This is a genomic window from Xylophilus sp. Leaf220, from assembly GCF_001421705.1.
Lineage (GTDB): Bacteria > Pseudomonadota > Gammaproteobacteria > Burkholderiales > Burkholderiaceae_C > Xylophilus.
On the sequence record NZ_LMKO01000001.1, the window covers coordinates 208320 to 229714 of the forward strand.

25 protein-coding genes and 1 pseudogene are annotated in these 21395 nt (G+C 65.6%); 5 read left to right on the forward strand and 21 right to left on the reverse strand.

The features are described 5' to 3' along the window. Positions 1–41: 41 nt before the first annotated feature. The 5 genes from ASE76_RS00950 (at position 42) to ASE76_RS19765 (ending at position 4137) form a co-directional block, all read left to right on the forward strand. Positions 42–356 carry a hypothetical protein gene (locus ASE76_RS00950; protein ID WP_055833362.1) on the forward strand — a complete coding sequence of 105 codons (315 nt, stop codon included), beginning with the start codon at positions 42–44 and terminating at the stop codon, positions 354–356. Between the two features lie 41 nt (positions 357–397). Further along, entirely contained in the window at positions 398–817 is a 420-nt protein-coding gene (locus ASE76_RS00955) for a LexA family transcriptional regulator (RefSeq protein WP_055833365.1), read from the forward strand. Positions 818–841: 24 nt separating this feature from the next. Continuing rightward, positions 842–2131 carry a Y-family DNA polymerase gene (locus ASE76_RS00960; protein WP_055835420.1) on the forward strand — a complete coding sequence of 430 codons (1290 nt, stop codon included), beginning with the start codon at positions 842–844 and terminating at the stop codon, positions 2129–2131. Positions 2132–2269: 138 nt separating this feature from the next. Then, complete coding sequence (locus ASE76_RS19760; protein ID WP_168389198.1) at positions 2270–3508, forward strand: ATP/GTP-binding protein; 1239 nt, start codon at positions 2270–2272, stop codon at positions 3506–3508. A 5-nt stretch (positions 3509–3513) separates the two neighbouring features. Next, positions 3514–4137 carry an RloB family protein gene (locus ASE76_RS19765; protein WP_082447824.1) on the forward strand — a complete coding sequence of 208 codons (624 nt, stop codon included), beginning with the start codon at positions 3514–3516 and terminating at the stop codon, positions 4135–4137. Between the two features lie 67 nt (positions 4138–4204). On the opposite strand, the gene ASE76_RS00965 is transcribed toward ASE76_RS19765, so the two are convergent. The 21 genes and pseudogenes from ASE76_RS00965 to ASE76_RS01060 all read right to left on the reverse strand — a co-directional run bounded on the left by ASE76_RS00965 (position 4205) and on the right by ASE76_RS01060 (position 21388). Continuing rightward, positions 4205–4735 carry a DUF2514 family protein gene (locus ASE76_RS00965; protein WP_055833367.1) on the reverse strand — a complete coding sequence of 177 codons (531 nt, stop codon included), beginning with the start codon at positions 4733–4735 and terminating at the stop codon, positions 4205–4207. Continuing rightward, positions 4735–5547, reverse strand: a complete 813-nt coding sequence (locus tag ASE76_RS00970) for a hypothetical protein (RefSeq protein WP_055833370.1) — start codon at positions 5545–5547, stop codon at positions 4735–4737. The genes ASE76_RS00965 and ASE76_RS00970 overlap by 1 nt, the downstream gene beginning before the upstream one ends. After that, positions 5544–5819 (reverse strand): hypothetical protein, encoded by a 276-nt coding sequence (locus ASE76_RS00975; protein WP_055833372.1) that lies wholly within the window; start codon positions 5817–5819, stop codon positions 5544–5546. Before ASE76_RS00975 ends, ASE76_RS00970 begins: the two co-directional genes overlap by 4 nt. Then, positions 5816–6226, reverse strand: a complete 411-nt coding sequence (locus tag ASE76_RS00980; protein ID WP_082447825.1) for a hypothetical protein — start codon at positions 6224–6226, stop codon at positions 5816–5818. The genes ASE76_RS00975 and ASE76_RS00980 overlap by 4 nt, the downstream gene beginning before the upstream one ends. Positions 6227–6308: 82 nt before the next feature. Next, positions 6309–6689, reverse strand: a complete 381-nt coding sequence (locus tag ASE76_RS00985; RefSeq protein WP_055833377.1) for a hypothetical protein — start codon at positions 6687–6689, stop codon at positions 6309–6311. Positions 6690–6694: 5 nt separating this feature from the next. Continuing rightward, positions 6695–7111 (reverse strand): structural protein P5, encoded by a 417-nt coding sequence (locus tag ASE76_RS00990; protein ID WP_055833381.1) that lies wholly within the window; start codon positions 7109–7111, stop codon positions 6695–6697. A gap of 110 nt (positions 7112–7221) precedes the next feature. Continuing rightward, the gene (locus ASE76_RS21415) at positions 7222–7482 is read right to left on the reverse strand and encodes a DUF3606 domain-containing protein (protein ID WP_082447826.1); all 261 of its coding nucleotides are present in this window, start codon (positions 7480–7482) and stop codon (positions 7222–7224) included. A 170-nt stretch (positions 7483–7652) separates the two neighbouring features. Further along, positions 7653–8165 (reverse strand): hypothetical protein, encoded by a 513-nt coding sequence (locus ASE76_RS00995; protein WP_055833384.1) that lies wholly within the window; start codon positions 8163–8165, stop codon positions 7653–7655. Next, positions 8162–8902, reverse strand: coding sequence for a glycine-rich domain-containing protein (locus ASE76_RS21350; protein WP_156362478.1), 741 nt, complete (start codon positions 8900–8902; stop codon positions 8162–8164). Before ASE76_RS21350 ends, ASE76_RS00995 begins: the two co-directional genes overlap by 4 nt. After that, complete coding sequence (locus tag ASE76_RS01000) at positions 8902–9582, reverse strand: hypothetical protein (RefSeq protein ID WP_055833387.1); 681 nt, start codon at positions 9580–9582, stop codon at positions 8902–8904. The genes ASE76_RS21350 and ASE76_RS01000 overlap by 1 nt, the downstream gene beginning before the upstream one ends. Then, entirely contained in the window at positions 9582–10499 is a 918-nt protein-coding gene (locus ASE76_RS01005) for a hypothetical protein (RefSeq protein ID WP_055833390.1), read from the reverse strand. The genes ASE76_RS01000 and ASE76_RS01005 overlap by 1 nt, the downstream gene beginning before the upstream one ends. A gap of 5408 nt (positions 10500–15907) precedes the next feature. Beyond that, positions 15908–16254 (reverse strand): annotated as a pseudogene (locus ASE76_RS21420) (DUF1799 domain-containing protein); the annotation flags it as partial. Between the two features lie 50 nt (positions 16255–16304). Beyond that, positions 16305–16628, reverse strand: coding sequence for a hypothetical protein (locus tag ASE76_RS01025; RefSeq protein WP_055833404.1), 324 nt, complete (start codon positions 16626–16628; stop codon positions 16305–16307). A 113-nt stretch (positions 16629–16741) separates the two neighbouring features. After that, positions 16742–17659, reverse strand: coding sequence for a hypothetical protein (locus ASE76_RS01030; protein ID WP_168389201.1), 918 nt, complete (start codon positions 17657–17659; stop codon positions 16742–16744). 26 nt (positions 17660–17685) lie between these two features. After that, positions 17686–17982, reverse strand: coding sequence for a hypothetical protein (locus ASE76_RS20335; RefSeq protein WP_156362480.1), 297 nt, complete (start codon positions 17980–17982; stop codon positions 17686–17688). A 32-nt stretch (positions 17983–18014) separates the two neighbouring features. Then, a complete protein-coding gene (locus tag ASE76_RS01035; protein WP_055833409.1) occupies positions 18015–18365 on the reverse strand; it encodes a hypothetical protein in 351 nt (116 codons plus the stop codon). Continuing rightward, on the reverse strand, positions 18362–18793 hold the full coding sequence (locus ASE76_RS01040; protein WP_055833412.1) for a hypothetical protein: 432 nt from the start codon (positions 18791–18793) through the stop codon (positions 18362–18364). The genes ASE76_RS01035 and ASE76_RS01040 overlap by 4 nt, the downstream gene beginning before the upstream one ends. Continuing rightward, complete coding sequence (locus tag ASE76_RS01045) at positions 18786–19121, reverse strand: phage head closure protein (protein ID WP_055833415.1); 336 nt, start codon at positions 19119–19121, stop codon at positions 18786–18788. The genes ASE76_RS01040 and ASE76_RS01045 overlap by 8 nt, the downstream gene beginning before the upstream one ends. A gap of 1 nt (position 19122) precedes the next feature. Next, positions 19123–19599 carry a head-tail connector protein gene (locus ASE76_RS21020; RefSeq protein ID WP_055833418.1) on the reverse strand — a complete coding sequence of 159 codons (477 nt, stop codon included), beginning with the start codon at positions 19597–19599 and terminating at the stop codon, positions 19123–19125. Beyond that, positions 19596–20012, reverse strand: coding sequence for a HeH/LEM domain-containing protein (locus tag ASE76_RS01055; RefSeq protein ID WP_055833422.1), 417 nt, complete (start codon positions 20010–20012; stop codon positions 19596–19598). Before ASE76_RS01055 ends, ASE76_RS21020 begins: the two co-directional genes overlap by 4 nt. A gap of 71 nt (positions 20013–20083) precedes the next feature. Beyond that, positions 20084–21388: a phage major capsid protein gene (locus ASE76_RS01060; protein ID WP_201781816.1), complete on the reverse strand. Its 1305-nt coding sequence runs from the start codon at positions 21386–21388 to the stop codon at positions 20084–20086. Between the last annotated feature and the right edge of the window lie 7 nt (positions 21389–21395).

A 21395-nucleotide genomic window follows, 5' to 3' on the forward strand; every position in this document is an offset into this window, starting at 1 on the left:
ACCCGGCCGCAAATTCTGTCGGCCCCTCTACTGGAGCAGCCATGCACACCGCCATCGACGCACCCACCGCCTTCTCGGTCAACCTCTGCGACTTCCCGGAACTGCCGGCCAACATCCGTCTCGACGCGGAATCGCGTTATGCCAAGGCGCTGGAGCGTGCCCTGGGCGGCGCCGAGGCGGTCGCCCAGGCCTACGGCGCGTACTGCTACGCCGCGGACGGCGACGAGAGCGACGCGACTCCCGAGGACAAGGCCCAGGCCCTGCGCTGGGTCAAGGCCGTGGAGCTGGCACGGCAGGCGGGCTTTCGCGGCCTGAGCGAAGGCGATGGCGCCTACTTCGAAGTGCGGCTCGGATAGCAGCTGTTCTCCTCGTCTGCCCACGCTGCGCCTCTCCCGCCATGACCCCGATCCCCTACACCCCCGGCTGCATCACCGCCTTCCACGTCCTGCACACGGTGCAGGCCGGCTTCGCTTCCCCGGCCGAGGACCACGCCACCAAACGCATCGACGTGCTCGAACACATCGTGCGGCACCCGCAGGCGACCTTCCAGTTCAAGGTGCGAGGGGAATCGATGCGCGACGCCGGCATCTTCGACGGCGACATGCTGATCGTGGACAAGGCGATCCGTCCGAAGTCGGGGCATGTGGTGCTGGCGGTGCTGGACAACGAATTCACGGTCAAGACGTATTGGGAGCGCGCCGGCCGGGTCCGGCTCAAGGCGTCGAACCCGACCTATCCCGACATCGTCCCCAAGGACGGCCAGATCCTCGAGGTGTTCGGGGTGGTAGTCGCCTGCTTCAAGATCTTCCCGAAGTGATGCGCGGTGGGCCGCCTTCCCCCGCTGTTCGCGCTGGTCGACGGCAATAACTTTTACGTCAGCTGCGAGCGGGTGTTTCGCCCCGACCTGCGGGGCATTCCGGTGGTGGTGCTGTCGAACAACGACGGCTGTGCGGTGGCCCGCAGCAACGAGGCCAAGGCCCTCGGCATCAAGATGGGCGCACCCTGGTTCAAGATCCGCGAGCTGCTGGGCGACCAGGTCGTGGCGCTCTCCAGCAACTACGCGCTGTACGCGGACATGAGCGACCGGATGATGACGCTGGCCGCCGGCCTAGGGCCTGCCCAGGAGATCTACAGCATCGACGAGAGCTTCATCGACCTGACCGGCGTGCCGGGCGACCTTGTCGACCGGGCGCGGCGCACCCGTGAGCGGATCCTGACCTGGACCGGGCTGCCGACCGGCATCGGCATCGGGCGCACGAAGACCCTCGCCAAGCTGGCCAACCACGTCGCCAAGACCGCCGAGCGCAAGCCGGGCAGCTATCCCGCCGACCTGGCCCAGGTCTGCAACCTGGCGGCGCTGCCGGCCTCGGACCTGGACGCGGTGCTGGCGGCCACGGCCGTGGGCGACATCTGGGGCGTCGGCCGGCGTATCGGCGCGAAGCTGGTGGAAGGCGGCATCCTGACCGCGCTCGACCTGGCCCGGATGGACCCGGCCGTGATCCGCAATGGCTGGAGCGTGGTGCTGGAGCGCACGGTGCGGGAGCTGCAGGGCATCAGCTGCGTCGACCTCGAGGACTTGCCGCCTGCAAAGAAAGAGATCGCCTGCACCCGCAGCTTTGGCCGGCCAGTGAGCGAGCTGCCCGAGCTGATCGAGGCGGTGAGCACGCACGCAAGCCGCGCGGCGGAGAAGCTGCGGATGCAAGCCGGGCATGCCTGCAAGGTGCTGGTGTTCGCACACACCAGCCCGCACCGACCGGGACCTAGCTTCTCCCGCAGCATGGTGGTACCGCTGCGCCGGCCGACGAGCCACACGCCGCTGCTGGTGGAGGCCGCAGTGCGGGGCATCACGCGGATCTACGAGCCGGGGTACCAGCTCATCAAGTGCGGGGTGATGCTGCTGGAGCTGCAGCCGGCCAGCCGGGTGCAGCACGAGCTGGATCTGGACGAGCCGGGCGAGGACAAGGCGCGGCTGATGACGGCGTTGGACACGCTCAATGATCGCTACGGGCGAGGGACGCTGAAGATGGCCAGCACCGGTGCCGGGCCGAAGAAGGCGTGGGGCATGAAGCACGAGCGCAGGACGCCGGAGTACACCACCCGGTGGGCTGATGTCCCTACCGCGCGGGCGTAGCAAGCGGCTCAAGTCTTCACAGGCGCTAGGCTCCGCATGCAACACCAGGACAAAAAAATCCAGTTCTTGGATTTTTAGGTCATCTGAATGATACATTAGCGCATGCTACTACGCTACTCTGTAACCAACTTTCTTTCCTTGCGCGACAAAGCCGACATGAGCTTCGTGGCAGCGCCTTTCAAGGAGCACGCAGAAGCAAAATTAGAATGCCGATTTACACCACATGGCGTATTGCCGATCATGGCAGTGTATGGCGCGAACGCTTCTGGCAAATCTAATGCTCTGCGAGCGTTACACTACATCAGACATTTCGTAATTACGTCTTTTCGCACCGCAGAACAAGCAGGCACTGGCCGCAAAGCGTTCAGACTTGATGCTGGCAGCGAAGAAGAAAACTCTTTGTTTGAGATTGATTTTGTTATAGATGATGTGCGCTTTGAGCTAGGCTTCGAGCTTGATGACAAAAAGGTAGTGAGGGAGTGGTTAAACCAGTATCCAAACAAAATTCGTCAAAAGCTCTACGAAAGAAGCGAACAATTCTTCGAATATGGAAGAGCACTGACAGGACCAAACAAACAAATTGAATCCGTGACATTGCCAAATGTCTTATTTTTGTCTGCCGCTGCCGCCTCAAAACACCCAATTCTTGAAAAAATAAGCGAGTTTTTCAAGGAAAAGCTTTTCTTTAGATTTTCCAACGGAGTATCACCGGCAGAGTTTGATGAAATTGGCGAATCTCTGTTCAGAAATGAAGATCTAAAAAATGATGTGGTGAGGCTTCTACGGTTTGCAGACACTGGAATTAGAGACCTCAAAATAACTGAGGAAGAAATACCAGCAGATGCAAAGTCAGGCATTGCAAGCCTGGTCGAACTAATTCAAAAATTAGCTGGCCCTGCATTTCCGCCCGAACTTAAATTCTCTAAGACGCATACTTATAAAATATCTGTCGGCCATGAGTGCGGCGATGATAAAGTAAGGCATTTAAGTTTAGCAACCGAAAGTTTAGGAACTCAGTATCTGTTGCAGCTATTACCATCACTATTAGTCGCGTTAAATCTAGGTGCCGTTATTATTCTTGACGAAATCACAACAGCCCTCCATACCCTTTTAGCTAGAAAAATAGTTTCGATGTTCAACAATAAAGCGTTGAACAAGCACGGCGCTCAGCTTATTTTTACCACGCACGACACAAATCTACTATATCCCGGCCTTCTCCGAAGGGATGAAATTTGGTTTGCCGAAAAGTCATCAGAGGGCGCCACCGTTATATACCCGCTCTCTGATATTAAAACCAAAAATTCAGATAATATTGAGAAGGGATATGTCGAAGGTAGATTTGGGGCCATACCCTTCGTCAGTGAATTTTCACTGTAAATAGCATGTTAAAGCGCCAACCTCCAAAACGTGAATCGCATCCGGAAATAGTGATTGTGTGCGAGGGTAAAGTCACAGAGCCAAGATATTTCCTTGACTTAAAAAAGTCATTTAAAAATACTTTGGTTACAATAACCCCAATTGGAGGTTGCGGCGTGCCTATTTCTGTAGTGGAGCGTGCTATTGACGAAAGACAACAGCGTGTTGCAAATGCAAAACGCAGCAAAAACTCTTTCGCAAAACGGTTTTTCGTCTGGGCTGTGTTTGACCGTGATGCTCATCCTGTCGGCCAAGTTCCTGCCGCTATGGCATTAGCCGAGGCAAATGGAATCAAAGTAGCTTTCTCCAATCCATGCTTCGAAGTTTGGGGGCTAATGCATTACAGCGCTTATGCAAAACCCGGCCACCACCACCAAACTCAATCAGAATTAAAAAATAAGCTCAAGTCTTATTGCCATGAGCATAATCCCATTATCGATCTTGGCGAAATTCAACATTTGTATAATGATGCGGTAAAGAATTCAAAGAAGGCAATGGAATCTAGGGCCGAAGAAGGCACCCCAAAAGGGGATCCCTCTACCAATGTTTATGAATTAACCGAGCTAATACGACTTGAAGGAAGAAAATAAAAGTCAAACAACCTGCCTTGAGAATATGCCTTCGCAGAAATCAATTATCTTCGCACCCCCAAAAGAGCTAATTATTTAGTGAAATGTAATCAAGTTCGCATCGGAGCCCTGCGGCATAGCTTCGATCAAGCGCTTCCGCCAGCTCTCCCGCTCGGCCGTCAGCCCGGCTGAACAGGTCGGCGAACAGATCGAGGGCATCGCCGGCTGGCGCGCTGCTTGAGCCAGCGGCGGGATCGCCGGCGGCGCCACGGATAGCGGCACGGAGGGCTTCGGATTGCTGGTGCAGGCGCTGGCCAGCAGTGCGAGCATCAACAAGGTCCCGAGCAGCGCGGGCGAGTTGGGCGGCTTGCGCATCGTCGTTCTCCTTCTGCCGGTCGAGCCGGCGCTGTGTCTCTCGGGCGTTCTGCTCGGCTTCGGTCAGTGCGCGGCCGCGGGCGGCGGCGTCAGCCGCATCCCAGCGGCTCTGCAGCTGGGCCAGCGCCACGGTGCCGCGGTCGTGCTCCCGGCTGACGCCGGCGCGGTAGGAGCCGCCGGCCAGGGCGGCGACTGCCAGGGCCAGGGCGGCCCAGCGGTAGGGTGCGGGGATCAGGCTCAACATCACGCACCCACATGCCGCACGATAGCGGCGATCTCGGCCTTGGCCTCGGCCGACAGAAACAGGTCCTGCGCCGCAGCCGCCTCCGGGTCGCCGCGCCGCGGCAGGCTGGCCGGCACGATGGTCGGCGGCACGCGCGGGAAGGTCCGGTCCCGCAGCTTGCCGAGCTTGTAACCAAAGCTGATGCGCAGCACCCGGCCACCCAGCGCCAAGCAGCCGTGGAGGTGGTACAGGCCGCCCTGCTCGAACAGCACCCAGCCCGGCCGGCTCTTCTCGGTGTCGATGTCGCCCCACGCCTGCTTCGGGCCCGTCGGCCAAGGCTTGCCCAACTGCAGCGAGAGGTTCGTACAGCGGTTGCGGGTCAGCCAGGCGCGCCGAGCTTTCGCGCTGCGCGGATGCTCGCCCGGGCACCAGTAGCAGAGCGCGCGGGCCTCGGGCGTGTCGAGGAGCGACACAGGCAGAGGGATGCCGGCGCCAGTGCCCTCGGGGTCGATCCACAGGCGCTTGTCGCCGTTGACGCCCCAGTTGTTGCCGTAGACGCCATCGAGGCGGGCCAGAGATTCAGCCGACCACGACAGGCGGCGCACCAGCAGCGGCACCACCAGGTAGGCGGACAGGCCGAAGAGCTTCGGGAGTGCCGCGCGGGCCAGCGCGCCGACGAAGCAGGCACTGGCGCGCAGCTTGTGCACCACCGGCACCGGCAGGCACCACAGCGCCGTCAGCGGCACCAGCAGCCACAGCAGGAAAAGGGCAAGCAATCCGCCCACGCCCAGCAGCCAGGGCCAGGCGGCAGCTATCAATTCCGCAGCATTCATGATCCGCTCCTCGCGCAGTTTTCATACATGCGCACGATGGTTTCGGTGTGGGCCCGGCGCTCCAGTGCGCTTGCGCCGGCGCGCAGGGTAGGCAGCAGGGGGCAGGCGCGCTGCAGCTCGTGGATTTCCACCAGCCGGCCCACGTCGGCCGATGCGGCCTGGCAGGCCTGAGCTGTCACGTCGGCCTGCGGTTCCGCCGGCGGCGTCGACGCGCAGCCGGCCTGCAGCATCACGGCGGCCAGGGTGGACAGGGCGAGGTGGGCGCGCTTCATCGGGCACCCTCCCCGATCCGGGCGTTGGCCTTGCCGATCGCGCTGTTGATCGCCTTGCGGTCCTGCTCGATCGCTGCGGCCGGCACGCCGGCGGCCTTGGCCGCCTTGCTGGCCGTCTGGGCGGCTACCTGAGCGGTCTCGGCCGCGGTGGCGGCCACACCGGCGGCCTCGGCGGTGGAACCTGCGGCCTGGGCCAGCCGGCCACTGATGGCCTGCAGCGCCATGCGGTTGGCGTCCTGCAGGCGTTGCAGCTCTTCGAGGTGGTCCTGCCGGTCCTCGATCAGCATGCCGCGCATGCGCTCGGTGCCGGCCCAGTAGCCGAGGCCGGCTCCGCTGGACAGCAGGGTGGCGAGGATGAAACAGGCTTCGCCCATCTCCCGCCATTTGCGGTAATCAGGTTTTTGCATGGACTTGCTCCGTCAGTTCGCNCTGGACAGCAGGGTGGCGAGGATGAAACAGGCTTCGCCCATCTCCCGCCATTTGCGGTAATCAGGTTTTTGCATGGACTTGCTCCGTCAGTTCGCGCACCCGGTTTTCCAGGCCCGCGATCTCAGTGGTGGCGTGCTCCAGCTGGCGCTGCATGGCCTCGATCTGGCCCTGCAGCTTGCCGAGCATGGTGATCGCCTCGTTTCGCTCGCGCGCGAAGTCGTCGGCCCGTTTGTCCGCCGTGAGGCGCGCGACGCGCTCGGCTTCCAGCAGTTCCTTGTAGACGTTGATCGCCGAGACGCGCCCGGCGTCGTCGGCCCGGTCAGCGGCACCCCGGGAGAGGTACTGCCGCAGGAAGATGAAGCCGCCGCCGATGGCGCCGATCGCCATGCCGATAGCGCCCATGGGGCCGCCGGGCAGGCCGTTGAGTTCCGGCACATCCACTTAGCTCACTCCAGCGCCAGGGAAACGGCCTGGCGGAAGTAATGGTCGGGGTACGGCTGTTCGCCGTTCTCGTGGGCGACGATGGCCGGCAGGATGCGGGTGAGCGTGGCCCGGTCCTCCAAGTCGATCCGGTCGTCGGGCTGCACGCCGAGAGCCTTGGCGACCTGGCGGGCGTATGCGCCCGTGTCGTTCTCGACCGGCGGTGCCCACCGGCCGATGATGGCCGCCGGCGTGCGCAGGTTGTATTTGCGCTGGTAGCTCAGCAGTACCTTGGCCAGGGCACGAAGGCCCCACAAGGGGCCAGTGAAGACGACGAAGCGCGGGTCGCTGGATTGGTCGGCGGCCATGCCCTGCCAGCGCTCGGTGGTCCGGTCGATGTTGCCGGGATTGTGGTTGCGGATGCCGCGGGGAATGGTGGCCATGGTGGTCTCCGAATGGGCGTAAAAAAACCCGCCGGGGCGGGTTGAGCGATAAATGCAAAAAGGGCCGGCGCCATGGGATGGCGGCCGGCCCTCTGAGGGAGCGGGAGAGACTAATGCGTCCTGAGTTTTCTCAGGAATTCCGCAACATCGGCTGGCTTGTTGCCTACTGCTTCGACCGCGGCAGCGAGATCCAAGGGGGTTGCCTGAAAGAACCTTGACCACGCCATCACGGCGGAGGCGTCGTCCAATTTGACGCCTCCGCCATTGGATTGATCTTGCGCCCATAGCCACTCTTCAGGAGTCGGCTGTCGCTTCCCCTCGTCAGAAGATAAGCGTTCGATGAGGTGGCAAAGGTGTCGGCGGCGAGGCATGCAGCATTATTGACAACAGCCGCGTTTAGAAGAACCCGTTCACGCCCGCATTAACCCCAGTTACGCGTAGGCCTTCGCCCACTAGGGTAACCCCTGGGTCGGCTTCCGACGTCAGCGCATCCAGGGCGAATAAGACGATGGCAAAAGCCAGGCATCTCCCATTCATATAACTAGTCAACCGATTCGCCGGCCAGGATCTGGCCTGCCCGGCCCGGCCCGTCGAGCAGCCCGAGCGCACCGAGCGCGCCGATGAACTCCACCGTTGTCGGATCCGTGCGGTCGATGTCGATCGCGTCCTTGTAGCGGGCGATCGCCGAGCGCACGCCGGCGCGCTGCGCGACCGTGAGGTTCTTGATCGCCGGCGTCTCGGCCACGAACTCCGCGAAGTTGAAGTTGTCGATCAGGATGTTCTCGCCGTCGGTCAGCAGCTTGCGGAAGTCGGTCTTGGTGTAGACCGTGGGAGGAACCGGCGGCGGCGGCGCTTCTGCGGCAGGCGCGACGAATGCGCCGTCTTGCCAGCCCCAGCCAGGGCCGACGCCCAGGCCCTGCTCGTGCGCCGTGTCCAGCGGTTCGAGGTGATCGTGATCGGGTGCGATCGCAGCCAGGTAGGCTGCGCCGTCGTCGTTGTCGGCCACCACCACGATATTGGTGACCATGCCGTTTTGGATCAGAGCGTAGTTCATGCTTTTTCGTACCATTGAACGATGACGATGCCGGAGCCACCCGCGGCTCCTGCGGTGGTCGCAACTCCGGCTGTTGCGCCCTGTCCGGTGTTGGCGGCGCCAGGGGTGGAGTTGGTGTATTGACTTCCGCCCTGGCCGCCGCCGCCGTAGCCTTCGACGTGCGCGCCGCCCTGGCCCATCTTGAACAGGTTGTCGTTGGCGGTTCCGCTGGCCGCCGGTCCGCCGGCGCCTCCACCGCCGCCGCCGCCAGCGCTGTGGGCGCCGCCGCCGGCGTTTTTCCCGGCCGGACTCGGGTACGGGGCGCCTTGATTGGCGCTACCGCCCCCGCCGACATTTCCGCTGTGGTTCGTAAGTGGCTGGACCGCTCCGCCACCACCGCCGCCGCCGCCGTTTGCCGTCAGCGTCCCGAACGACGATGCCCCTCCATTACCGCCGCGCGCTGTGGCATCGGATGCATTTGCTCCTGCTGCACCTCCGAGTCCGACGGAAACCGCCACTGCGGCGGCCACCGCCACGGCACGACGCAGGATCACGTCGCCGCCGCCGCCGCCGCCGGCCAACCAGGCACTGCCGCCGCTGCCGCCCGAACCGCCACCGGCACCTACGACGGTGACATAGACGGTGCCGCCCAGGTCAAGCAGGGCCTGGGGCGGCGTGAAAGTGCCCGATGCGGTGAATACCTGCGTCTTCAGCACCAGCTTGACGGCACCGCCGAGAAGGTCGTTTGAGGAACCCATTATTGGACGCTCCAGTCGCCGAGCGCGGCGACAAAGGTGAAGGTCAGCGTGCGACCCTTCGTGTTGCAGATGAAGTTTTCCGCGAGCCCGCCGACCTTCTTTCCCTGGGGATTGACGACCGCGGGATTCGTGGGCCATGTGCGGGTCGCGTCGTAGAGGGTGATCTGCGAGCCGTTCGACGCGGTGGCCGGGAACGGGATCGTGAAGCCGCCGGCCGAGGTGTCGACCGGATACCAGCCGCCCGCCACGGCGTTGAAGCCTGCGGACATTACCGCCGTGGGCGCGACCTTCGGTGTGAGCGGTGCCCAGCCTGCAGCGTCCGCGCTGGGGTCCGTGGCGCTGGCCCCGGTGCCCCGCTTGCGATAGCCCATGTAGTCGATCGGCGACCAGACGGTGGCGCCATCGTTGTAGTTGCCGGCCGCCCACTTGGAGGAGCCGGAGCCCGCCGCCGCCTGGGCTGCTGCCGCCTGGGCGCCGGCCTGTGCCGCCAGGGCAATGGCCGCATCGCCGTTCGCGGAGAGGGCGTTGGCCTTCGTCGCGTCGCCGATCGCCTTCAGCACGTCGCCCCAGGGCTTGAGCTGCGGCAGGAAGGCGTCGGACCGGGTGTCGAAGTTGGCCATGTCCGTGGTCGACGGCGCGGAGCCGAGGACGGGTAGATCCGGCACGGGGGTGATGGCCATTAGATTTCCTCCAGTTCAAGGGTGGCCAGCGCGTCCTTCGGCTGGTCCAGGTCGATCGAGAATTGCCGGTAGAAGCCCAGGATCAGGAGCGATTCGAAGTAGCCGTCGTCGCTGAAGTTGTCCAGTCCGCTCCAGACGGCGACCTTCGCGTTCAGGGCGGTGCGCAAATCGCGAACCGTGTTGACCAGGCCCTTCGGCAGCTCCAGCACCTGCTCGGTCCGCGGCACCGTGCGGCGGGGCACGAAGGTCACGTTGCCGGCGAAGTCCCGGGTGGTGTTGCTGAAGTTGAGGGCATCGCTCTTGGCCTTCTTCTGAACGTTGCCGATGAATTCGCCATTGCCGATGACCAGCGCCGCGCACTTCACGGCAGAGCCGAAGCTGTTCTCGATCGTTACGGTGATCACGGCGCCGGTCGACGGCGGCAGGTCGGTCAGCAGTAGGGACGGCAGCACGATGAACTTGCCGAAGAAGTAGGTCTTCCAACTGGTGGTGCGCCGCGCTACCCGGCTGACCGACCTCCGATATAGCTCCTGCCCGGCCAGGGTGACCACCACCGTTACCTGCGTGGCTTGGCCGCCGCCGATGAACAACGCCCCCACCCGCTGGCCAGGCGTCAGCACCACGGTCTGAGGCCCGGCCGAGGTGGTTGCGTTGTTGCGCTCCAGCTCGAACATGGCGCGCCGGTTGGTCGCGCCGATGTCCTGCCAGCTGGTCGGATCGTTCTCGGGCAGCGTGTTGGTGCCGGCTGCAACCGCCTTCACGCACTGGTATTTCCGGTGCGTGGTGGTGCGGATCCGCACGTCGCCCACCACATAAGCCGAGCTGGACGACCAGAGCGTCTCGCCGGTATCAGGCTCCAGCACGCTGCTGCTGGTCAGGATCGCGTCGGTGATGGGAATGGGAGTGACAACGATCATGCTGCTGCCTTCATCGATACGGACTTGCCGTCTTCCGCTGTAACGTTACGGATCGACTTCACGGTTTCACGCGTGTTGTCGGCCGTGGCCTTGGCCGCTAGCTGGAGCGCTTCCACCTTCAAACCCAGCGCCCGCAGCTCGACCACAATCTGGTCGTTCGCCGCTGCGCCGCCGCCGCCGAACGCTGCCGCCAGCTGCTGCTGGTTCCAGATCCGGCTTTGGCCTGATGCCTCCAACTCCCAGCCCCGCTCACCGACGATCCGCAGACCGCCCGCGTGCATGCCGCCCGCCTCGAAGGCCGGCACGCCTGCGGCCGCGGCTGCTGCCAGCACGTCGCCGTAGTAGTAGCCGTCCCGCGCCGCGATGTCGCGCAGCGAGAAGCCGGCGTCCCGCATCGCCTCGTAGTACCCCTTGACGTCGCCGGTGCCGGAGAACTGCGCCACGATGCCGGCCGCGCCGTCGAGCCGAGCGGCATCGGCCCCCGTGATGTCACGGGAGACGTAGCCGTCGCTGAAGACGTAGGAGCCATTGGCCTGGCGGCCCAGGTAGGAGCCGCTGTTGGCAGCGCCGCCGCCAGGGCCCGCACCGACCACCGCACCACCCGTGGCCGAGCTGCCGGCACCGGTCGCCGTGCCCGCAGGCTTCGCCGGGAACATCGCCTTATGCAGCCGGTCGATCGCCTCGGCCACGCTCAGCACCGAGGTGTCGACGCCCTTCATGGTGTCGACCAGGATCTTCGACTCGCGCAGCATGTCGTCCAGGCGCTTCAACTCGTCCTGCGTGGTCTTCAGCTGCTTCTCGGCGGTGGTGAGCTGGACTCCGTTGACCTCCTCCAGCTCGGACAGCTGGCCGGCCAGCACCAGGCGGTCGCGGTCGTACTCCTCGCGGGTCGCGTACCGGTCCTCGCCCATGTTGGCCCGCACGCCGGCGATCGCTGCCTGCAGCTCCTCGTCGCTGCTGACACCGCTGACAAGAGCCCGGCGGATGTAGGCCATGCCGTTTGCCGCCGTGACGGCCGTCACGCTGGTCACCTCGCCCAGCAGCGAGCCGATGCTCGACTTCAGGGTCTTGGCGATCGCGCCGAGGCCGGTCACTGCTGCCTGCTGCACCGACTGCATCTCGCTCAGCACTGTCTTGCGGGCGTCGACGGCACGCTGCACGGCGGCATACGCGTCATCGATCGCCTTGTCGCGGTCGGCCTTGGCTTTGGCTTCCGCCTCGGCCGCGGCGGCTGCAGCGGTGGCGGCGTCCTCTGCCAGCCACAGGTTATTGGCCAGGACGGCCAGCGCGGGGCTCAGCGCCACCAGCCGGGCATATTCCTTGGCCCGGTCACGGTCCAGGGCTTCCCGGTCCCGCCCCTGGGCCCGCAGCAGGCGCTGCTCGTAGTCGAATTGGGTGTCGCCGATCTCTTTCGCGCGGGCGTCGGCCTCGGCCTTCGCTGCCGCAGCAGCAGCCGTCGCGGCCGCCTCGTCCTGCAGGCTATAGATGTACCGCTGTTTCTCGCGCAGCAGCGGGTCCATCGCGGCAAGCTCATCCTCGCGCCGCGCGGCCAGCGCCCCGGCGGCATTGCCTTGCAGCTCTAGGATCTGGATGTCCTGGTCGCGCGAGGCCGTCGCCCGGGCCGTAGCCGCCGCCGTAGCCGTCGCTTCGTCCTGCAGGCTGTGGATGTACCGCTGTTTCTCGCGCAGCAGCGGGTCCATCGCCGCCAGCTCGTCCTCTCGGCGGGCCGCCAGCGCGCCCGCGGCGTCGCCCTGCAGCTCCATGATCTGGATTTCTTGCTGCCGAGCGGCGGTCGCGGTCTGGGCTGCGGTGGACGAATCTGCGGCCGCTTCGGTGATCGAGGCGAAGACAGGACCCAGCTGCAGCAGCGCCGCGTACATCTTGCGGCCCTCCTCCGTGTCGAGCTTCGTCTGGTACAGCTCGACCATCTCCCGGTAGGCGTCGCGCGACTTCGGCAGCGTGACGCCGAGCTTGTCGAACTCGGTGGTCAGCTGCCGGGTCGTGATCGCGGCGCGCTCGGCGGGGGTGTAGAAGTCCTGCAGGAAGCTGCCCGCGGCGGCGCTGAACTTGTCTATGCCGCCGAACAGGTCGACCAGGGCCGATGCTGCGGCACCACCAGCCAGGGACNGGCCGCGTACATCTTGCGGCCCTCCTCCGTGTCGAGCTTCGTCTGGTACAGCTCGACCATCTCCCGGTAGGCGTCGCGCGACTTCGGCAGCGTGACGCCGAGCTTGTCGAACTCGGTGGTCAACTGCCGGGTCGTGATCGCGGCGCGCTCGGCCGGGGTGTAGAAGTCCTGCAGGAAGCTGCCCGCGGCGGCGCCGAACTTGTCCATGCCGCCGAACAGGTCGACCAGGGCCGAAGCCGCAGCACCACCGGCCAGGGACGCCTTCAGAGCGGTCTGGCCAAGCGAGTCGAAGATGGCATTCGCGCCCGAAAGGCTGTTGGCCAGCCGGCCCAGCGTGTCGATCGCCGACTCGCCCGCCCGGCGGAACGGGTCCAGCGCCGAGGCGGCCGAGACGGTCTGACCACCAGCAGCAGGATCTGCGGCACCGGCGTAGGCCACCGGCAGCGCGCCGGCCGCGTCCTCCTGGATCGCGGCGGCCGCAGCAGCGGAGCCGGCCTTCGCACCCGACAGGATGCCGCCCGCCACCAGATTGGCCAGGTCGTCGCCCAGGCTCTTGAACGTGGCGGCCAGCTTCTCCTGGATCTGCGCGTCCGTCAGCCCCTGGGTGCTGATGAAGATGTCCTTGGTGAAGCCGTCGATCGCCTTCGAGTTGAGCCCCAGCACGTCCGAGAAGCCCTTGACGCTGGAGAACATCGAGCCGACCGACTGGTCGATTGCCAGCTTTGTGGCGGCCGGCAGAGCCGACAGCTCGTCGCGGTAGGAGGGGCCCGAGAACAGACTGCCACCCTTGCGAATGGTGGTGAAGCCGGACACGTCGGACGATGCGCCCAGCGTGCCCTTGAAGCCGACGTCGGTTTTCTTTTCCGAGCGGAAGACACCCAGGGCGTTCAAGGCCACCACCGCGGCCAGGGCGTAGGGTGCCGCCGCGCCGATGACGCTGCCGATGCTGAAGGACGCGCCGCCGACCGTGCTGGCGCCGACAGCGCTACTGATGCCGTTGGCGATGATCGCCCCGCCCTCGCCGGCGAAGAAGCCGGTGAGGCCCGACGACACGCCCGACGCCAGCGCACTGCCGGCGCCGGAGATCAGGCTGAAGGCGCTCGACGCCAGATTCGCGCCGCTGAGCACACCCCCGGCACCACCCGCCTGGTTGCCGACCAGGCCTGCAGCGCTGGCGGCCGAGCCGGCCAAGCCGGTGATGCCCGTCATCACACCCTGCACAAGCAGCTTCAGCACGCTGGTCTTGAAGGTGTTCTTGATGCCGGACCAGAAGGAGCTGAAGAAGCCCTTGCCGGCCTCGAAGCCCCGGAAGAGGCTGTCGGTCAGGCCCTGGTACACCGAGTCGGTGAACTTGGTCCACTCCCCCTGCGCTTCCTTGGCCTGCTCGACCACCTTGGCCTGGTCGTCGCGCTTGCCCATCAGGGCCAGCAGCTTGGTGCGCTGGTCGATCTCGCGCTGCAGGTTCTCCCAGCCTTCGCTGTTCTCGTAGAACCCGGCTTGCTTTTCTTTGAGGCGCGCGATCGCCACCTGCTCGACGGCGTAGGCCAGGGTGATGTGACCATCGGCCGACAGGGCCACGGCGCGCATCTCGTCCTCGATCGCACGAGTGCGGTCGGCGACGCCCGCAAGGGCGGCGCTGGCGGCCGCCTGCTGCGACTGGATGAACTCGGCCGCGGCCTGGTCGTCGGCTGCACGCTGGGTTTGCCGTGCGGTCGCCAGGTCTTGGGCGGACTTGATCAGGCTGCGGTCGATGTCGAGCGCGAGCTGGGCCGCCTCGGACCGGGCGAGCAGCGCGGCGATGTGGGCGCGCTCCGCGGCAGTCAGCGACTTCTTGGCGCCGTCCATGTCGGAGGCGACCTTGGCGGCGAACTTCTCCTGTTCGGTCAGGGTGCGGCCGGCCTTCAGCTCGATCTCGGCCAGCTGGATGCGCTCGCCGATGCGGGTGGTGAGCTTGGCGTATTCCGACTCGGTCTTGGACGCGGCTGCGCCGGTGGCGGCCAGGGCCTTGCGGGCCTTCTCTTCTGCGGCGGCCGCGGCGGCGCGGTTCGCCATGCGCTTGGCTTCGCTGTCGTCTTCTGCGGGCTTCGGATCGGTCGCGCTCGACTTCTTGAGGGAGGCCTTCAGCCGCTCCTCCTGCGCTACCAGCTCCGCGTGGGCGTCCTCGGCGTCCCGGATGATCTCCTGGCCGATCGCCCGCGCGCCCTTGAGGTCCCCCGACAGCAGCGCCGCCGCACCGGCGGCAAAGCCGCCGATCTCACGCCGCATCGCCGCAAAGCCGTAGGCGACATTGGCCCCGAGCACCGCCACCTCCACCAGGAACTGGGCCAGGTCGGCACCGACAGCACTGGCGGCCGAGAACCCAGCCCCGAGCGCACCCGCCTCGCGGCCGGCGCCGATGAATTCCGAGGTGAGCGCGTTGATCGTGGGCAGCAGCTGCGTCGCCACCTGGGCATAAGCGCCCTGCGAGACGACGGCCAGCTTGTCGAGCTGGTCGTTCAGCTCGCCCGCGAGTGCGCGCGCAGCCTCCTGACTCCCACCAGACAGGCGCACGAACTCCTCGCGCAGCTCGGTGATGCCTTCCCGGCCGCGGCTGAGCATCGGCACCATTTCCTTGCCGCTCTTGCCGAAGATGTCGACGGCCAGCGCAGTCTTGGTGACGCCGTCCGGCAGCACCTGGAAGAAGTCGGCCAGATCGCCGAACACCTCTTCGCTGGAGCGCACCTTGCCCTCGGCGTCCTTCAGCTTGATGCCGATGCTCTCGAAGGTCTTGACGGCTTCCTTACCACCGCCGACCGCCTCGGCCACCTTGACGCTGAGCTTGCCCATGGACGATTCCAGGGACTCGGCGTCGGTGCCGCTCATCTTGGCGGCGTAGCCCAGCTCGGCCAGGTTCTGCGCCGAGACGCCGATCTTGTCGGCCGCATCGGATACGCGGTCCAGTTCATCGATGGTCTGGCGGAAGCCCTGGATGATCGCGCCGGCGGTGACAGCGCCCACGAAAGCGCCGACCGCGGCACCGGCCGTGGCCTTGACGCGGTCCATCGAGTCCTGGACACGCTTGGCCATCTGCAGGGCGCGCTGCTCCGCAGCATCGGCGCCGCCCGTGAATTGGGCGTAGTTCAGCCCGAGCTGGACGACGAGGGAGCCGAGTGCAGCCATGGGTCAGGTTTCCTTTTTGTTTTTCATCAGCTCGGCGTCGGCGGTCAGCACCGCGGACTCCATCACCTGCAGGTCGGCGAAGAGCTGCAGGCGCTCTTTCTTGGGGACGGCGAACTGCATNGGGAGGCGGCGATCAGCACCTCGACATCGCCCGGCGAGCCGGCGCTGGGGCTCCATCACCTGCAGGTCGGCGAAGAGCTGCAGGCGCTCTTTCTTGGGGACGGCGAACTGCATCCAGGCGATGACCCGGGCGTAGTCGAAGCCGACCCGCTGCCCAGCCATACCGGCATAGGTCCACTGAGTGCGCAGCGCGTGGAAGCGCTCGAAGGTCTGGACGTTCTCGGCGTAGAGGCCGAAGTGCTCGTGGCTGTCGTCCTCGGGCTGGATCTGGGCCTCGGCGGCCTCGATGTCCTCGGCGCTCGCACCGAAAGCCCGCATGCCTTCCACGATCGACGCATCCACGGCCATCGGCGCCGGCGGCGTGTCCCGCACACCCGCCCAGTGCCGAGCCGCCCCGATCAGTTTTTTTGCTTGGCGCCCAGGTTGGCCTGCCAGAAGGTCACGGCCGTCTCGCGTACGGCGGCGGTGAAGCTGCAGAGGGCGTCGAGGTTTTCGGGAGTGAAGGGCACGTCGTTCTTGTTGTCGTCCTTCATCGACCAGCCGACCAGGCGGTCGCGCACCAGGTCGACATCGGACAGTGCGGCGAGGGCCTTGCGCTCCTCCTCGCTCGCGCGCTTGAACTCGCCGATGTAGCTGTCTTGCTTCCAGCCGCCGTTGGCCTGCTTGACGTTGACGGTGACGGTTTCCTTGAAGGTTTCGGTGGGGGTGAGGTTGAAGGCCATGTGGATCTCGGAATGGAAGGGGACGAAGGAAGGCCCGCGGGCGACATGCCGGCGGGCCTGGTGAGGGAACAGGAGAGGGAGAGAGAGACAGGCCGGCAGGCGCCGGCCTCGGCTTACTTCAGCGTCAGGACCATCTCGTCGTCACCCGTGTTCGGGTTTACGTCGAAGCCCAGATTGAGCATCGCGATGCCCTCTTGGTCCTGCAGCGCGGCGCTGGTCACCTGGATGTTCGGCAAGTCCAGCTGGATGATGTTGCCGGCCACGGTGCCGTGGATGCTCTGGGCGGCACCGACGGCGCTGTCCTTGATCGTGGCGCCCCAGTTTTTCTGCTGCATCGAGGTCAGCTCGATCATGGCGGTGCCCTTGGGCTGGCGGTCGGGGCTGCGCGGGCCGGCGCAGTTCACCAGTTCGCGCCAGGCCAGCTGATTGGCCACGTCGACGCCGAAGGCCTGCATGCAGGCCTGCACCCCGTAGATGCTGAAGGTGGGGGTGTTGATCTTGCCGACCGTCTGCGGCTGCTTGAACTTGCTGTAGTCGACCGTGTTGGCCGCGGGCTGCACCACGTCGGCGCCGTCGCTGTACGCGCCGATGAAGTCGAACTTCAGCACCGGGATGGTCTTCGCATCCATCTGCAGGCTGACGGTGCCCTTGGCGTTGGTGAGCTTGAACAGCACGCCATCCAGGTAGCCGTACATCGTCAGGGTCGGCTCGCCCTCGCTGACGGGCAGGTACTGGACGCTGGTGCCAATGGTGATGGTCTCGGAGAAGCCGCAGGCGGCCAGGATGTCGCCCCAGGCCGGGGCGGTGCCGGGTGCGCCCGAGCCGGCCAGCTCGATCTCGAACTGGAAGCGGCGGTGCACGCCGACCGCCATGCTGCCGCTGTTGCCCTTGAAGGGGCGCAGCAGGTTGCGCTGGACGAACTCGGCGGTGATCAGTTCGGGCGTGAACGCCCGGACCATCACCGAGTTGGCACCGGCCGTGGGGATCGGGTCCACGCCCGGTGTCACTTCCCGCTTGGCTAGCAGGAGCATTTTTCGCATCGACTTTGCCATGGGTATTACTCCTGAGTGGCGGGTGCTGCTGCCTCATCGGCAGCGGGGTCGGCGATGCGGGTGCGCACGCCGGTTTCGGGGTCGCGGATGTAGCGGCCGCCGATGCCGGTGTAGTCGTCCGGCGGGTGAATCGGCTCGGGAACCGGCTTCGTGGGCTTGCCGTCGGCCGGCACAGGGGCGGCCCCCACAGCGAGGGGGGATGCAGGCAGCGACGGGGCGACCTGCACAGGAGTGACGGGCAGCGGTGCTGCCGGGGTTTCGGGCAGGGCTGCGCCCACCAGCGGTTCGGTGTTTCGTGCCACGGGGTGGCTCCTTTCAGGGGGTTGAGGCGGGATCAGTACCGCGGGGTGCGGAGTCGGACAGTGAGGAACCGGGCGAAGACAGCCGGGTCGGGCTCGTAGTCGGCATCGCCGGCGTCTTCATCGAACTGGTACTGCGGGTGCAGTGCTTCCATCGCGGCGAGCAGCTGCGGCATCAGGCCGATCAGGACATCCAGGTCCTCGGCCATGGCCACGATATTCACGCTGTGCTGGTCGTAGCCGCCGCCGGCGCACCACAGCTCCTCGGGCTTCGAGTCGATGTCGAAGACGACGGCGGGCCAGGTCGGCACCGGCGGCAGCTCGACGGCCCAGGTGTTGGGCAGCACCGCCTCCAGCGCCGCAGAGACGAGGGCATGCACGTTCATTTTTTGAGCCCCACTTTCTGCAGTTCCTTGGCCAGGGCGTCGCCCATGGCCTGCAGGGCCGCGTCGCGCTTGTTGACCAGGGCCCGCGCGAGGAACGGCGTGCCGGCCCGGCGCTTCGTGGAGAACTCCAGAAACGACCAGTAGAAGGGATCGTCCGCGTAGCGCGTCACGACCCTGCCCTGTTTGTTGACCGCCAGCATGCTGGAGGCCTTCTGCTTCTTCGTGAGGCTGCGGCCGTGCCGCACACCCAGGTTGTATTGCACCGTGCCGTCAGGTGCGGCCGGCTCCCGCTTGATCACGATGTTCTTCAACAGCGCGCCGGTGCGGCGCAGGCCCAGGCCCTGGGCCACGGACTTCATCTTGTCGGCGTTGAGCTGGGCGAAGTTTTGCCGCATCTCGCCGATGCCGAGGATGCTGGATTCAGCCATGGTTCACCCCGCTGTCGCACGTCAGCACCAGCGCCTGGTTGCGCTCCTGCAGGTTGTTGACGTGCACGATGTTGTATCGGGTACCCCGGTGCACGACACGCATGGTGGCGGTGACTCCGGGCCGGTAGAGGATTTCGATCTCGGTGCGGGCCTCTGCCACTAGGCCGCCCACGTCCGTGGCGCGTTTCTCGTGCCCGGACAGGTGGCGGACGCTGCCCCACACCTCGGCGACGGACACCCAGGTCTTCTGCATGCCGCCAGATTCGCCCTTGCCTACCTGTAGCGCTTCGATCTGCACGCGCTGGTCGCGTTTGCCGGCCTGCCGCATGTCACACCCCCAGACCCACGCGCCACGGCTGCAGCAGGGAGCGGGAGCCCTCCGGCAGCAGGTTGGTCGTCCCGGCTACCGTGTCTTCCCGGTTGGCGAACAGGTGGCCCATGACCAGCAGCACCGCCGCGGTGATCGACTTATTGATCACCATTCCGGCATACACCTCGCCAGCGCTATAGCGCGCAGCCGTGTACCGGTCGGCAGCAGCATCCACGGCGAGGCCGCGCAGCTCGGGATCCACGATCGCATCGGCGGCGATGACCGCCGCGGCGAAGCGAGCCCGGGCCGACTCCAGGAAGGCAGGGATTCCGGCGAGGGCCTCATCCAGCGCGTCACTGTCGGCATAAACACGCCGGTTCAGGAAGGCCTGCACATCCTCTTCGGCCGCCTCCAGGTAAATCTGGATCTGCTCGGCCGGGTAGTCGCCATCCGCGCGCAGATGGGCGCGCGCCCTGTCGAGCGGGACCAGGGTCATGGCGTTGGCAGAAGAGCCAGCAGTTCGGCCTTCGGTGCGCTGGCCTTGTAGGCGATGCCGGCCGCGTCCAGCGCAGCTTTCAGCTCGGGGACGGTCAGGGTACTGGCCGGCGGCACCGCTGGAGCACCCTGGGCCCCGATCGCGTCGGCGATCTCCTCGGGGGTGCTCTTCGACGCGTAGCCGGCCGGTGGATAGTTCGCGGCCTGGTAGCCAGCGGCGACGAACTCCTTCACCGTGGGGCCATCGGCGCGCAGTTCGTCGCTGCCAACGGTGCGTGCGGTCCGCGCGACGGGTGCGTCGTCGGGGCCGATCTCGACAGCGTTGCCGCGCTCGACCAGCTGGCGGCCGCGGCTGCTGTCCATCTGGGCGATGGTGCCGGCACGGGGGTCCGGCTTCTGGAATTTGATCCGCATTGAATATCTCCTGGAATGCAATGAGCCCGGCGGGCCGGGCTCTTTTAGGGTTGCGGGGAGGTCGGCGGCGATCAGGCGACGTTGCCGAAGTCGCCGTAGATGAAGGCCTCGGGGCGGAACACCGCGAGAGCCAGGCGCTCCTCGGCGAGGATGGTCACCATGTTCTTGGTGAAGTTGTCGCCGTCCTCGGTCGAGACTTCCACCCGCGCCAGCCAGCGGTCGAACACTTGCGCGCCCAGCTTGAAGGCGCCGACCAGGAACTTGTCGGTGCTGATGGCCTGGGTTTCCACGACCGGCAGGTTCCAGAGGGTGGCGCCGATGCTGCCCTGCGGGTTGCCGATGATGTAGCGGCCGTTCGCGTCCTTCTGCATCTCGATGCGGGCCCAGTCGGTCGGGTTCATCACGATGCCGGTCGCAGGGTATTCGGCCAGGAACGCCTGCAGCATCGCCAGGCGGATGCTGTCGATGTTGGTCTCGGTGCCGGCCGGGTCGAACGGTGCGACGAAAGCAGAGGCCTGCGGAATGATGCCCAGCAGGTTCTGGCCGGTACCGTCGCCGTTAAGCAGCTGGCCCTCTTCCTTGAAGGCCAGGCCGTAGCGCAGGCGGCCGTCGATCATGCTGGCCAGCTGCGAAGCGTCGCTCAGGATCTGCCGCGATGCCTTCACGTAGTGGGCGATCACCTTCGCGGTGGTGCTGATCAGGTCGTACTTCAGGCTGGACTCGGGCTTCTGCGTGCCTTCGGCCACCATGGCGGCGTTGTTAGTGAAGCCGGTTTCCTTCACGTATTCCAGGGCGTTGCCGTCCATGGTGCCGGGGGTGATCAGGTCGCGCACCGTCATGCGGCGCTGCGGCAGCGCCAGCACGCCCGGCAGGCGGGTGCGCTCGACCAGGTCGCCGGCAGAGCCGTCGGCATCGGTGGTGAGCCCGGTGATGGCGGCATGGATCGGCATGTCGACGCGGCCGCGCGGGGTGGTCTGGCCCATCAAGGCCTTCACGCCGTCGGTATTGACGAACTGCTGACCGAGCGACTGGTGCTGCACGTCGCCGCCGGCGCCATTGGCCTCGATCTTCGCCAGCGTCTGCTGGGCGTGCTGCAGGTTGGCCTGCAGTTCGCCGTGCTTCACCAGCAGCTGGTCGACCTCGGCCTTCGTCTCGCGGGAGAGCTGACCGGCGCTCTTCGCTTCGCCGAGGGCCTTCTCGCCCGCGGCCTTGACTTCGTCGCCGATGCGCTGCAGCTGGACCTTGATGGACTGGGCGTCGTCGTCGGCCGCGCACAGGACCAGGCCGGAGCGCTTCATGTGACGGAAGAGCGCGTCGTTGACGATGGCTGCCGCTGCGATCAGAGCAACGACGATGCGATTCTTGGAAGTTTTCATTGAGATA